Origin of the sequence: Bradyrhizobium sp. SSBR45G (genome assembly GCF_030159255.1) — a bacterium.
Lineage (GTDB): Bacteria > Pseudomonadota > Alphaproteobacteria > Rhizobiales > Xanthobacteraceae > Bradyrhizobium.
This window is the reverse complement of sequence record NZ_BSCT01000001.1, coordinates 173,665-186,741: the sequence shown is the minus strand read 5'-3', so window position 1 is coordinate 186,741 and position 13,077 is coordinate 173,665. Positions and strand designations below refer to the sequence as shown.

The window sequence follows — 13,077 nt, the reverse complement described above, 5'->3', positions numbered from 1 at the left end:
CGCTCGCGGTTTCAAGGACCGCGGTGGACATCTTACGGAACCGTCTTACGACGTTTCCCAGACGAAATCACGCCCTTAGAATCGCTCAAGCGCTGTTTCGTCACGTCCTTTAAGTAGGGTCAAGGACAGCTTTCGCCAAGCCTCGAGACAGCGATCCACCTCCGCCTCGGTCGTGGACCAGCCCAGACTGAGCCGCACCGCTCCCTGGGCCGCGGCGGAACTCACGCCCATGGCCTCCAGCACATGCGACGGCTGCACCTTGCCGGAGGAGCAGGCCGACCCGGACGATACCGCAATACCTTCGAGATCGAAGCCGATGACGGCGGTTTCGGCCTTCATCCCGGGGGCCGTGAACAGCGTGGTATTGGGCAGCCGGGCCGTATCCGACGAAAATACCGTCACACCGGGCGTCCGACAAAGACCGGCTTCCAGCCGCTCCCGCAGCGCCGTGACCCGGGCCAGATCCGCCTCCAGAGCCGCCAGCGCAGCCCCCGCCGCGGCACCGTAGCCGGCGATCCCGACCACATTCTCGGTTCCAGCCCGCCGCCCGCGTTCCTGGCCGCCACCACGCAGCAGCGGGACCAATTCCTCGACACCGGCCCCGAGCACCAGCGCGCCAATCCCCTTGGGACCGCCGATCTTGTGTGCAGACACAGCCACAAGGTCGGCGCCCATCTGCTTGATATCAATTGGTATTTTACCGAACGCCTGGATCGCATCGACATGCAACAGGCCACCCGCGCGGCGCACGATCTCAGCCACGTCAGAGACTGGTTGAAGCACCCCGGTCTCGTTGTTGGCGGCCATCACGGAGACCAGCGCCGGCGGCCCGCCGGCCAGCAGCGCTTCGAGGCGGCCGAGATCGACCACGCCCGACGGACCAACGGGAATCGTCAGCACGGCAGCCGGCGCGAAGCGACCTCCCGCCAGCACAGAGGCATGCTCGACCGCCGACACCAGCAGACGCTCGACCGGCCCGGCCGGCGCCTTCAGCCCCGGGCTGAGAGCCAGCACATTGGCCTCGGTCCCTCCGGAGGTGAACACGACGCGCCGGGCGACCGCGCCCAGCCCGCGGGCGATCACCTCGCGCGCATCCTCCATCACCCGCCGCGCCCTGCGGCCTTCGGCATGAACCGACGAGGGATTTCCGACCAGATCCATGGCGACGACCATCGCCGCGCGCGCCTCCGGGCGCAGCGGTGTCGTCGCGTTCCAATCGAGGTAGATCCTGTCGGCCATGGCCCGTTCATATCAAGCCGGGCAACGGACAGCCACCGCACGTCCGCGCCGGCGATTGGTGATGCGGCCTCCCGCCCGGCATGGTGGTATTGTCGCGCGCCGAATGGAGATGGTGAGGGGCGGTCCCATGAACAAGATGACGGGTCTGATCCTGCGTCCGCGCGATCGGGTCTTCTATGCGACGACAGCCGCGTTGTCGGTCGGTGTCGGCGTCATCAATGCCTTTTCATCGGCCCATGACGCCGTCAGGCGGGGCGCAGCCTACGATCTCGCAAAGCCGCTGACGTACGAGATGACGAGCATCCTGTTCATCATCCTGCTGACGCCGCTGCTGGTGGCAACCATCCGATCGATCCGCTCGTCGTCATTTGCGATGCGTCATGCCGCGCTCGCCGCAGCGGCCCTCGTCGTCTTCTCGGCGTTCCACATCCTGGGCATGGTGGTGTTGCGCAAGCTCCTGCTGTGGGCCGGCGGCGGCAGCTATGATTTCGGCCTCTCGTGGCCAACGATCCTGTACGAGTTTCGCAAGGACGTCATGACCGCGCTGCTGATCAGCACGACGCTCTGGCTCTACGATGGCTATCGTGCAACGGCCCATGCCTTGGCAGCCAGCGAACCCGGCGGCGGCCATGCTCCGGCGGCTCTCTGGCTGCGTGATGGCGCAAGCCGACTCCGGATCGTGCCGGCCGACATCCTATGGGTCTCGTCCGCCGGCAACTACGTCGAATACACCATGGCCGACGGCAGGCAGCACCTTGTCCGCGGCACGCTGTCAGCGACCGAGACCGACCTGGCCCCATTGGGCCTGGTCCGCATCCACCGCAGCAAGTTGGCCAACATGGCCAGGGTGACCGCGCTGTCGCCGCTCCCATCGGGTGACTTCGGACTGACCTTCGACACCGGGAAGACGGTTCAGGGCAGCCGCCGCTTTCGCGGCGCGGTTGCGCAGGTGGAGCGGACAACGCCCCCGCCCCGCATGGTCGCTCCAGCGGAAAAAGAAAATTCCAAGGTTTTCAACTAGCTGCACCGACATCTCGAGCGATCGCGGCAATCTCCGGGGTGCGCGCGCGCCGCGCGGAGGACATCGCGCGCGGGCCGTTCTCTCATTTGCCAGGCGTTGAAAATCCTTGCTTTTTGCCCTGCGCTCCATGCTAGAAGGCCAACTTCCAGCCACGCCAGCGCTGCTCCGTCCAAGCGAACGGAAGGCGCTCGATCACCACTTTTCCTGCTGATATCGTCGGCGAGGCGCCAGATGAAGCACGGACGAAGTCGGTCGATGCTCTGCCAAGGATTCTTTGATGCCTGAAGTCATCTTCAACGGTCCGGCGGGCCGCCTCGAGGGCCGTTACCATCCGGCCAAGCAGAAGAACGCGCCGATCGCGATGATCCTGCATCCGCATCCGCAGTTCCATGGCACGATGAACCACCAGATCGTGTACCAGTGCTACTACGCCTTCGCGCATCGCGGCTTCTCGGTGCTGCGCTTCAATTTCCGCGGCGTCGGCCGCAGCCAGGGCTCGTTCGACCACGGCACCGGCGAGCTGTCGGATGCAGCCTCCGCGCTCGACTGGGCGCAGACCATCAACCCGGAAGCGCGCGCCTGCTGGGTCGCCGGCTTCTCGTTCGGCGCCTGGATCGGCATGCAGCTGCTGATGCGCCGCCCGGAGGTCGAGGGCTTCATCTCGATCGCCCCGCCCGCCAACCTCTACGACTTCTCGTTCCTCGCACCGTGCCCGTCCTCCGGCCTCATCGTCCATGGCGAGAAGGATGCGGTGGTGCCGCCGAAGGACGTCAATACGCTGGTCGAGAAGCTGAAGACGCAGAAGGGCATCGTGATCGATCAGCAGATCATCCCCGGCGCCAACCACTTCTTCGACAGCAAGCTCGAGCCGCTGATGGAAACCATCACGGCCTATCTGGACATGCGCCTCGCCAATGTGAGGTGAGCTGAAGCGTTGTTGCTGAGTAATAACGCGAGGCCTATGCTTCGCTTCGCGGTGATTGATCGTTAGACGTGAGACGTGGCGCACATGAATGCGCCCTCTCCCCTTGCGGGAGAGGGCATGTAGAAAAGCGCGGCGAGTTCGCTTGGGTGAGGGGTATCTCTCCGCAGGCTTCGTTCGGGGAGAGATACCCCTCACCCAACCGCGTATGTGGATAGGGCTGCGATGCCCTCTCCCGCAAGGGGAGAGGGCGCTGTATCGCACGGCTCTTCCGCAAACTCGACGTTCTGGCTACGCCGCCTGCTTCAACAGATGCGCATCATGCCGCGCGAGAAACGCGCGCAGCAGATCCGGATAGTCGGCGCTGACGGCCGTCCGCACGCTCGGCCGCTGCGCGAGCTGATCGCGCCAGGCGCGAAGCTTCGGCGTTCCGGCGAAGATGCCGAGATCACCATATTCATCGAACACATCGAAATAGCGGAAGATCGGCGCGAACACCGCGTCGACCAGGCTGAACTGCGCGCCGGCGAAGTATGGCCCCTCGCCTAACGCCTCCTCAACGCGGGCAAACTTCGCCGTCAGCGTCTCGCGCTTGGCGGCGAACACCTGACCATCCTGCGTCGTCTCCAGTCCCCAGAGATCGCCAAGGATTGCCGAGCCGAACTCCATCCACGCGCGGTGCTGCGCACGCGCCAGCGCGTCCGCCGGATGAAGCTTCGCGCCGCCTTGCGTGTCCTCGATGTACTCGCAGATCACGTTGCTCTCGAACAGCGCCACCTCGCCTTGCGCCGTCGGCACCACCAGCACCGGCACCTTGCCGAGCGGCGACAGCTTCAGGAACCAGTCGGGCTTGTTGGCGAGATCGATGTCGATCCGCTCGAACGCGACGCCCTTCTCGGTCAGCGCAATGACCGCGCGTTGCACATAGGGGCAGAGCTTGTGGCTGATCAGCTTCAGGGAGGGCGACATGACATCCTCGGCAGTTTGATGCAGATGCATCAAACTAGATGCACTTGCATCAATCTGTCAAGGTCCATGCAATTGCATCGATCAGGGACGCGCGATCACCCCGCCGGTCATCGGGAATGGCACGCCCGTGGTGGTCGGGTAGCTCAGCGGCAGGCCCTTCATGCCGCGCACCGCGAGGAAGCCGAACGCCTGGGCCTCGATGGCGTCGGCCGACCAGCCCAGCGCGTCCGCCGACTCGACGCTGGCGGGCGCCACGCGCTCGCGCAGCATCCGCATCATGGTGTGGTTGCGGGCGCCGCCGCCGCACACGATCCAGCTCGCCGGCGGCTTCGGAAGCAGCGGCACGATGCGGGCGATCGCGGCGGCCGTGAACGCGGTCAAGGTCGCAGCCCCGTCGGCCGGTGACATCTCGCCCAGCTTGAGGGCCGCGAAATCGTTGCGGTCGAGCGATTTCGGCGGCGGCAGCGCAAAGAACGGCAGCGCCAGCGCACCCGCAATCCACGCCTCGTCCGGCGCGCCCTGCTCGGCCACCCGGCCGTCCTGATCGAACGCCTGGCCGGTCGTGCGGTGCATGAAATCGTCGAGCAGTGCATTGCCCGGACCAGTGTCGCAGGCGATCAGCACGTCGTCGCCGTCGATATAGGTGATGTTGGAGACGCCGCCGATATTGACCACGGCGATCGGCCCCTCGCGCGACAGCGACTGCGCCAGCGCGCGGTGATAGACCGGCACGAACGGCGCGCCCTGCCCGCCGAAATCGACATCGGCAGCGCGGAAATCATGCATGACCGGGATGTGGACGGCCTTGGCCAGCGCGCCGGCATCGCCGATCTGCACGGTCAGCCGCCGCTCCGGCCGGTGCAGCACGGTCTGGCCGTGGAAGCCGATGATGTCGATGTCCTCAGGCTTGAGCCGATGCTGGGCCAGGAACGCCGCGATCGCCTCGGCATGCGCCAGCGTCACGGCCTGCTCCGCGTCGCGGACCCGCCCCGGACGCGCCTCGCGGCGCTCGATCTGCAGCGCATCCGCCAGCGCCTCGCGCAGCAGGCTGCGCTCGGCGGCGCCATAGGGCCGGTAGCCGGACGGGCCGAGCCTCTTGATCTGCCGCCCGTCGGTCTCGATCAAGGCCACGTCCACCCCATCGAGCGAGGTGCCACTCATGAGGCCAAGTGCGGTCAGAATCATTGCAGTTGAACCTGAAAATCCTGGCCTCGCCTGGAAGTGCGGCTGATTTGAGGTCCTGCCTTCGTCTTGTACATGACCTTGTACAAGCCGGGCGCATCTTATAATGCCACAACGCTCGGAGCTGCGGCAGCCGCCGGTCCGTGCCCGGCTGCGACAAGCGGCCAATACCGTAAACAAATGCTCAGAGTCGCCCGACAATGACCGGCTTCAAGTCTGACTTCCTGAACGTGCTGCAGAGCCGCGGCTTCATCCATCAGTGCTCGGATTTCGAGGGCCTGGATGCGCTCGCCGCCAAGGGCCAGGCGACCGCCTATGTCGGCTACGACTGCACCGCACGCTCGCTGCACATCGGCAACTTCCTGACCATGATGATGCTGCACTGGCTGCAGCAGACCGGGAACAAGCCGATCACCCTGATGGGCGGCGGCACCACCATGGTCGGCGACCCCTCCGGCAAGGACGAGACCCGCGCGATGCGCACGGTCGACGAGATCGAGGCCAACAAGGCGTCGATCCGCGGCGTGTTCGCCAAGGTGCTGCGTTATGGTGACGGCGCGACCGACGCCATCATGCTCGACAACGCCGACTGGCTGACCAAGCTGAACTGGATCGAGATGCTGCGCGACATCGGCCGGCACTTCTCGGTCAACCGCATGCTGACCATGGACTCGGTGAAACTCCGGCTCGAGCGCGAGCAGGAGATGAGCTTCATCGAGTTCAACTACATGGTCTGCCAGGCCTACGACTTCGTCGAGCTGGCGCGGCGCACCGGCTGCCGGCTGCAGATGGGCGGCTCCGACCAGTGGGGCAACATCGTCAACGGCGTCGAGCTCGGCCGCCGCATGGGCACCGAGCAGCTGTTCGCGCTGACCACGCCGCTGCTGACCACCGCCTCCGGCGCCAAGATGGGCAAGACCGCGCAGGGCGCGATCTGGCTCAACGCCGACCAGTGCAGCCCGTATGATTTCTGGCAGTACTGGCGCAACACCGAGGACGCCGACGTCGTCAAGTTCCTCAAGCTGTTCACGACGCTGCCGCTGTCCGAGATCGAGAAGCTCGGCGCGCTCCAGGGCGCCGAGATCAACGAGGCCAAGAAGGCGCTGGCGGATGCGGCCACCACCTTGCTGCACGGCGAAGAGGCTGCGCGCACAGCCGCCGAGACCGCGCGCCGCACCTTTGAGGAAGGCGCGATCGCCGAGAACCTGCCCACCGTCGAGGTGAGCAAGGCCGAGCTCGACGCCGGCCTCGGCGTGCTCAACGCCTTCGTCAAGGCCGGCCTCGTCGCCTCCAACGGCGAGGCGCGGCGGCAGATCAAGGGCGGCGGCCTGCGCGTCAACGACGTCGCTGTCACCGACGAGAAGATGGCGCTGACGGCTGCGGAGCTGACCAGCGAGGGCGTGATCAAGCTGTCGCTCGGCAAGAAGCGGCACGTGCTGGTCAGGCCTGCATAGGGGCATTCGGTTTTGCCTGCTTGTCAGGGCGCGCCGGAAAGCGCTCCCTGGCGGCCATGACGATCAGCGCGCCGCAAGAGCCAGCGCAAGCCGAAGAGACGCCGACCGACCCGCCACCGAAGGCGGCGCGCACGGCTGGTGTCGTGCTTGGTCTGTGCTTTGCGCTCTCCGTGCTCGGCCGCGGGCTCGGCGAAAGCTTCACCGTCTTTCTCAAACCGATCTCCGACAGCTTTGGCTGGGACCGCGCCGAGGTGGTCTCGATCTATTCGCTGACGGCGCTGGCCGGCGGTCTCGCCGCGCCTGTCATCGGGCGGCTGTTCGATCATTCCGGCCCACGCGTGGTCTATGCACTCGGCCTGGCGCTGCTGGGCGCGGCGTTCACCTCGGCGGCGCATGCGCAGGCGCTGTGGCAATTCCAGCTCAGCGTCGGCCTGTGCGTCGGCATCGGCATCGCGCTGATCGGCAATGTCCCCAACTCGATCCTGTTGGGACGCTGGTTCGGCGCGCGGCTTCCGACCGCGATGGCGGTGATCTATTCGGCCACCGGCGCCGGCGTCCTGATGCTGCTGCCGGGCTCGCAGCTGCTGATCGACGCCATCGGCTGGCGCAGCGCCTATCAGTCATTCGGCGCCGCTGCGTTCATCCTGCTGGTGCCGCTGGCGCTGCTGCCCTGGCGGCTGTTCGCCGCCGGTGCACCCCATGTCACGAAGCCGCTCGCTGATGAGCTCGCCGACGATGCCTGGACCCTGGCGCGGGCGCTGCGCCACCACGCCTTCTGGGCGCTGTTTGCGACCTTCTTTTTCACCGCCATCGGCATGTATGCGATCGCGCCGCAGGTCGTCGCCTATCTGATCGATGCCGGCTTTCCGCCGCTGCAGGCGGCGACCGCCTGGGGCTTCTCGGGCGTCGTGCTGCTGTTCGGCATGCTCGGGGTCTCCTGGCTCGACGGGCTGATCGGCCGGCGGCGGTCGGTGCTGTTCTCCTACGCGGTGTCGATCGCGGGAATCCTCATGCTGTGGGCGCTGCAATTCTGGCCGAACATCTTTCTGCTCATCGGCTTCGTCGTCTGCTTCGGCAGCATGATCGGCTCGCGCGGACCGCTGTTGTCGGCAACCGCGATGAAGATCTTCCGCGGCAAGCGGCTCGGCACGATCTACGGCACGATCACGTTCGGCAGCGGCCTCGGCTCGGCGCTGGGATCATGGAGCGGCGGCGTGATCCACGATCTCACCCACGGTTATGACGCCGTGATCGGGCTCGCGCTGGTCAGCGTCGTCATCGGCATGATCCCGTTCCTGGTGGTGCCGGCGTTGCGGCGCTGAGACGGCTGCGCGAGCTCAGTTATTGGGCGCAATCTCTGCCGGCGGATAGGGCTGCTTTCCGGTGTTGAACTGGAAGATGTTTCTGAACACGCCGGGCACGATCGCGGAGACCGGATTGACGCGCACCACCGGCTTGCCGGGCGTGCCGACCACTTCGAAGGTGACGCCGAACACGCCCTCGCGATTGCCATTGCCCAGCAGCAGGCCAATCAAGGGAATCTGGCCGGGAATGTTGTTCAGCCCGCAGGCTGGGATCATGGTCCCATTCATGCGGACCTGGCTCACATTGTAATCGATGTTGCCCTCGATCGTCAGGCAGATCGCAGGCCCCTGAATCGTTCCGTCGCGGACCGACAGCAGTCCGGGCTGCCGGGTGAACTCGGCGCGAGCCACCGTGAAGCCAACGCCTTGGTTGCCAGTGCCCCCTCCGCCGGCGAGAGCACGATCCAGCGCCGGCTCGCCCTTGACGCTGAAATTGCGCATGTTGACGAGCCCTTCCTTTGGCGCGGAATCAGCCGTCGGCGGCTCTACGGCCAGCTCGAGCTGGCCGCCAATCACCTTCGTGTACGTGTCGGTGAAGTTGAGGAAGGCGCCGGCGTCGTCGGTTGCGAGAAGGACGACCTCGCGGCCCTGTCGCCGTCCGCTGCGCTGCTCCGCAGCGGACGCATCGCGGCCGACACGAAGATCCGCGGTGACGGGCGTGTCGCGGCCGATCTTACCGGCCAAGTTGAAGCTCTTGAACACGCCGCCGCGCCGCGAGACCTTTACGTCCACGCTGCGCATCGACTCGCTGTTGAACCCTGCCACCGCGCCGAGCTTGACCTCGGCATCAAAGTCGACGTTGGATTTGCCCTTGCCCTTGTCGCTGTCCTTGCTGCCTGAGATCGCCGATTTGAGAAATCCGCGGCCGTCGAACACGTCGCCGCGCATCGACAGCTTCAGCACGCCGTCCTGGCCACGTTCGGCCTTGAGCTGCGTCTTGTCGCCGTCCGACGGCGAATAGGTCGGGAAGTTCGCATTCATCAGATCGCCGTTCTGGTCGACCTCCAGCGAGCCCTTGATCGAAGCGCCGCCGCCCTCGATGCTGATGTCCTCGAAGCGGGTTGATTGCGGCTTCGCGACCACGTTGAACGTCGCCTTTGCCGCCTTGCCCTGCGCCTTCATCCAGCCCGGCAACAGGTTGTCCAGCTTCAGTTGGGTCAGGTCGGCCTCGACGCCGATGCGGCTGTCGCGATCGCTGGAGCCCGCGATCTTGCCGTTGAGTTTGAGCGGAATCTTTCCGGTGACGGCGGCGCCGAGATCCATGCCCAATCGCGCGCGGCTCTCGTCGTCCAGCGTCGCCTGCATTTTGATGTCGGCATCGCCCTCGGCGGGCTTGCGATAGTCGAGCGCCGCCGGCTGGCCGTTGATCTTGACGTCGCCCTTGACCTGATAGCCGGCGGCGTTGGCCACGATCTTCAGCGTATTGGCCTCGAGCTTCTGGTTCATCACCAGCCTGTCCGCGGCAAAGCCGTTGAGATCCGCGGTCACCGTGTAGCTGGTGTCGGCCTTGGTCAGCTCGCCCTTGACCGGCATCGCCAGATTGACGCTGGCCTGGAACGTGCCCTTGGTCTGGTTGGGGTCGATCGGCATCGAGGAGAGATCGTTCAGCCGGTCGGAGGACAGGACCTCGGCGGCAGCGGCGACCGGGCCATCGACGCGCATCCGCACCCGCGACGGCGATGGCTTCGGCGCCATGTCCGGCACCTCGAACACGACGTCCGAGAAGTTGAGCTTGCGGCCCGCCGGCGTGTCGGCGACGCCCTGCCCGATCGTCACGGTCGCGGTGCGGCCCGTGACGTGCACCTTCATGTCGGCATCGCGCACCGACGGCAGGCCGTCGACCGGATGCACGGTGACGTTGTTGGCGATGATGTTGACGTCGAGACCGTCGTCGGGAATCGGCGGCCCCTTGCGCGGCAGGTTGCGGGTCGGCGAGTTGACCGCGATGTCCATGCGCTGCACCGAGCCGCGCTCGATCCGCTCGATGATCCAGGCCCGCACCTCCGGCACGATCAGCGCCGGCCAGATCCGCTTCATGGCGAGCGCCGGCATCGGCGTTGCGGCGAAGCCGAGCTTCAGCCGTGGCTCGCCGGCATATTCGACGCTGCCGGTGCCGGCGACGCCGATCTCGCCGTTGGACACTTCGGCCTGGGTGAGCAGCACCCGCTTGCCGTCGGTATCGAAACGGACGTTGATCGAGATCCGGTTGAAGATCAGCGGCGGATCGCCGGCGATCGCGCCGAGCAGGATCGTGCCGCCGCTGAGGCCGAGCCGCCAGTCGGTCACGCCGTCGTTCGGCGGCTCCAGATTGGCGTTCAGCGTGATGCGGTTGGCGCCCGAGATCACCTTGAACGGCGCGATCAGCGCGCGACGGGTGGAGTCCCACTCCATGTTGATCTCGGCAGAGTCGATCGCCATCGGATAGTCGGGCGTATCGGTGTCGATGATGTTGCCGGCGCCGATGTTGAGCTTGCCGCGCAGATAGGTCGGCAGCCCGTCGCGGCCGAGCTCGCCCTTGACCTCGCCGGTGATCGGCAGGTCCGCCATGTAGGTCAGATCCTTGAGCCGCAGCGCCAGCAGGATGTTGCTGGTCGAGACCTTGTCGGCCTTGATGTCGATGGTGCGCACGCCGTTGGCCGGCGGCCCGACCAGGACCCGCAGCAGCCACGGCTTGGCGCCCTCCTCGCCGAGGCTGAGCGCGACGCCGCCGCCGGATGGCCGGCGCAGGCTGAGGCTGATGTTCTCGAACGTCCATTTGTTGCCGCGCTGCTGGTCATCGACGACCAGCACGCCGTTCTTCAGGCCGATCTCGTTCAGGTTCTGGCCGTCGAGCCCGGTCAGGCTCAGGCTGTCGAGCCAGTCGAGCCCCGCCAGCAGGCCATTCTGGGCGGCTGCCGGAGCGGCCGGCGGCGCGCTGGCAGGCGCGGCCTGTGGCGACATCGCCGGAGGCGCAGCGGGCGCGGACGTGGACGCCTGGCCCTGGCGCGGGAAGGTCGGCGGCAGGCCGGCATCGCGCTTGGAGGCGACACCGGTCGCCAGCGGCTTGGCGGTCTCGCCGGCGGAAACGGTGACGGTGCCGTCGGGCGTGATCCGGATCGCGAGCTCGGCGTCGACCAGCTTGAGACTCTCGGCACGCAGCTGGCCCATCAGCAGCGCGGCCCCGGACAGCCGGACCTCGGCCTTGGGCGCGCTGGCGACGATGGCGCGGTCCTGGTCGCGCACCACGATGTCACGAATCCGGACCGCGACCCGGATCCGGCCGGCGCGCTCGATCTGGGTGCCGCCGACCTCGACGGTGTTGCCGTGGCCGATATTGTCCTCGATCGCGGCCGCGAGCCATGGCGTCGCCAGATCGAGGCTGATCGGGCCGACACCGAGTCGCAGCCACAGCCCGCCGAAGCCGACCGCCAGAATCAGCACCAGCAGCACGAGCGAGACGACGCAGCGCCGCACCAGCCGGCCACCCGAGCGCTGCGGATGCGTCGCGGCGCGCAGCTCCGAATCGGATCTCAGCAACAGCCGACGCGCGCGCTGTTCGGCCGCCTCGTCGTGCTCGGCTGCGTCCTCGGACGGCTCAGTCGCGTGCCAATCGGCGTCATCCCAATGTTGGCCCTGGGTGTCCGCTTGCAGATAGGGCCGCTGGGGTGATGTCTGTCTTGCCATTGCCTCTCGGTGCTGGCCGCTGGTGTCCGATATGGTCCTGCCAAACTGGCCTCGGCCAGGTTGGTCGCCGGTGTGGCCCCGCCCGTTCACGGAGCGCGCCGCTGGCTCGCCGGCATGGCCCGCGCCCCCGTCTCTCTTGCCGCCGCGCGCGAGCGGACGCCGTCAAAACCGCCTGTTGCCGTCGCAGCCGCATGGCGGGCCGGACGAAGCACGAAGCGCATCCACTATACCCCGGCGCCCTCGGCTTTGCCCACCCAATCGTGCCGGCGGGCCGACGCCCTTCCGGGGCCGACCGTAATTTGTCGCGGGGTCATCTGATCCGGAGACGGTACGAGAGTCGTCATGGCGCTGGTACTCATGCTTGCTGGTACCCGTGATCTCCCGAGCGTCGCAAGAGGCATCACCTCCGACGCGCCGAGGCACGGATGCAGATCGATCCCGGGACACCGGACAAGAACCGGGATAGTTTCATTGTTGAGCCGCTGAAAGCGACGAAAGGAAGGCGTATGTCAAAGGAATCACGGAAGAAATCCTCCAATCCGGCGTCGTACGGAGCGGCCGCCGGGAACCGCGTCGCCGCCGCCGCCAAGAAGGTCGCCAAGAAGACCACCGCCAAGGCCGCAAAACCCGTCAGCGCCAAGGCGGCCGTCGCCAAAGCGTCCGTGGCCAAGCCCGCCGCAAAGACCAAAGCTGCCGCCCCCGCGGCCGCTGGAACCGGGCTCGCCGAGGGTGCCAAGGCGCCGGCCTTCAAGCTGCCCCGCGACGGCGGCGGAACCGTCTCGCTGGCCGATTACGCCGGCAAGAAGCTGGTGCTGTTCTTCTATCCCAAGGCCAACACGCCCGGCTGCACCAAGGAGGCGATCGACTTCACCCGCCTGTCCAAGGACTTCGCCGCCGCCGGCGCGGCGGTGCTCGGCGTGTCGGCCGATTCGGTCAAGGCGCAGGACAATTTCCGCGACAAGCACGACCTCACGGTGCCGCTGGGCTCGGATGAGACCCACGAGATGCTGGAGGCCTATGGCGCCTGGGGCGAGAAATCGCTCTATGGCCGCAAATTTCTCGGCATCATCCGGAGCACCGTGCTGATCGGCGCCGACGGCCGCGTCGCCAAGCTGTGGCGCAACGTCAAGGTCGATGGCCATGCCGACGCCGTGCTGGCGGTGGCGCGCGCCCTGTAGAATCGCGCGCGATGGTGTTGGGGAAAAATTAACCATGCAGGGGTCAAATCCCTCCCGTAAATGACGCCGCTGGGAATTGATGAGC

Annotated in this window: 9 protein-coding genes; 5 read left to right on the top strand and 4 right to left on the bottom strand. The window is 66.6% G+C overall.

Annotated features, from left to right (window positions below):
- Positions 1–75: 75 nt before the first annotated feature.
- Positions 76–1,239 (bottom strand): cysteine desulfurase family protein, encoded by a 1,164-nt coding sequence (locus QQL87_RS00865; RefSeq protein ID WP_284416261.1) that lies wholly within the window; start codon positions 1,237–1,239, stop codon positions 76–78.
- Positions 1,240–1,366: 127 nt separating this feature from the next.
- On the opposite strand from QQL87_RS00865, the gene QQL87_RS00860 reads away from it, so the two are divergent.
- Positions 1,367–2,260 carry a LytTR family DNA-binding domain-containing protein gene (locus QQL87_RS00860; RefSeq protein ID WP_284416262.1) on the top strand — a complete coding sequence of 298 codons (894 nt, stop codon included), beginning with the start codon at positions 1,367–1,369 and terminating at the stop codon, positions 2,258–2,260.
- Positions 2,261–2,537: 277 nt separating this feature from the next.
- Positions 2,538–3,185 carry an alpha/beta hydrolase gene (locus tag QQL87_RS00855; protein ID WP_231323698.1) on the top strand — a complete coding sequence of 216 codons (648 nt, stop codon included), beginning with the start codon at positions 2,538–2,540 and terminating at the stop codon, positions 3,183–3,185.
- Between the two features lie 288 nt (positions 3,186–3,473).
- On the opposite strand, the gene QQL87_RS00850 is transcribed toward QQL87_RS00855, so the two are convergent.
- Both QQL87_RS00850 and QQL87_RS00845 read right to left on the bottom strand, forming a co-directional pair.
- Positions 3,474–4,151 carry a glutathione S-transferase family protein gene (locus tag QQL87_RS00850; RefSeq protein ID WP_284416263.1) on the bottom strand — a complete coding sequence of 226 codons (678 nt, stop codon included), beginning with the start codon at positions 4,149–4,151 and terminating at the stop codon, positions 3,474–3,476.
- Positions 4,152–4,232: 81 nt separating this feature from the next.
- Positions 4,233–5,336: an anhydro-N-acetylmuramic acid kinase gene (locus QQL87_RS00845; RefSeq protein WP_284416264.1), complete on the bottom strand. Its 1,104-nt coding sequence runs from the start codon at positions 5,334–5,336 to the stop codon at positions 4,233–4,235.
- A gap of 197 nt (positions 5,337–5,533) precedes the next feature.
- Here QQL87_RS00845 and tyrS point away from each other — a divergent pair, with 197 nt between their 5' ends.
- Complete coding sequence (gene tyrS, locus QQL87_RS00840; protein ID WP_284416265.1) at positions 5,534–6,787, top strand: tyrosine--tRNA ligase; 1,254 nt, start codon at positions 5,534–5,536, stop codon at positions 6,785–6,787.
- Positions 6,788–6,843: 56 nt separating this feature from the next.
- Entirely contained in the window at positions 6,844–8,109 is a 1,266-nt protein-coding gene (locus QQL87_RS00835; RefSeq protein WP_284416266.1) for an MFS transporter, read from the top strand.
- Between the two features lie 15 nt (positions 8,110–8,124).
- On the opposite strand, the gene QQL87_RS00830 is transcribed toward QQL87_RS00835, so the two are convergent.
- On the bottom strand, positions 8,125–11,814 hold the full coding sequence (locus QQL87_RS00830) for a YhdP family protein (protein ID WP_284416267.1): 3,690 nt from the start codon (positions 11,812–11,814) through the stop codon (positions 8,125–8,127).
- A gap of 506 nt (positions 11,815–12,320) precedes the next feature.
- On the opposite strand from QQL87_RS00830, the gene QQL87_RS00825 reads away from it, so the two are divergent.
- Positions 12,321–12,992, top strand: a complete 672-nt coding sequence (locus tag QQL87_RS00825) for a peroxiredoxin (RefSeq protein WP_284416268.1) — start codon at positions 12,321–12,323, stop codon at positions 12,990–12,992.
- The last annotated feature ends 85 nt before the right edge of the window (positions 12,993–13,077 follow it).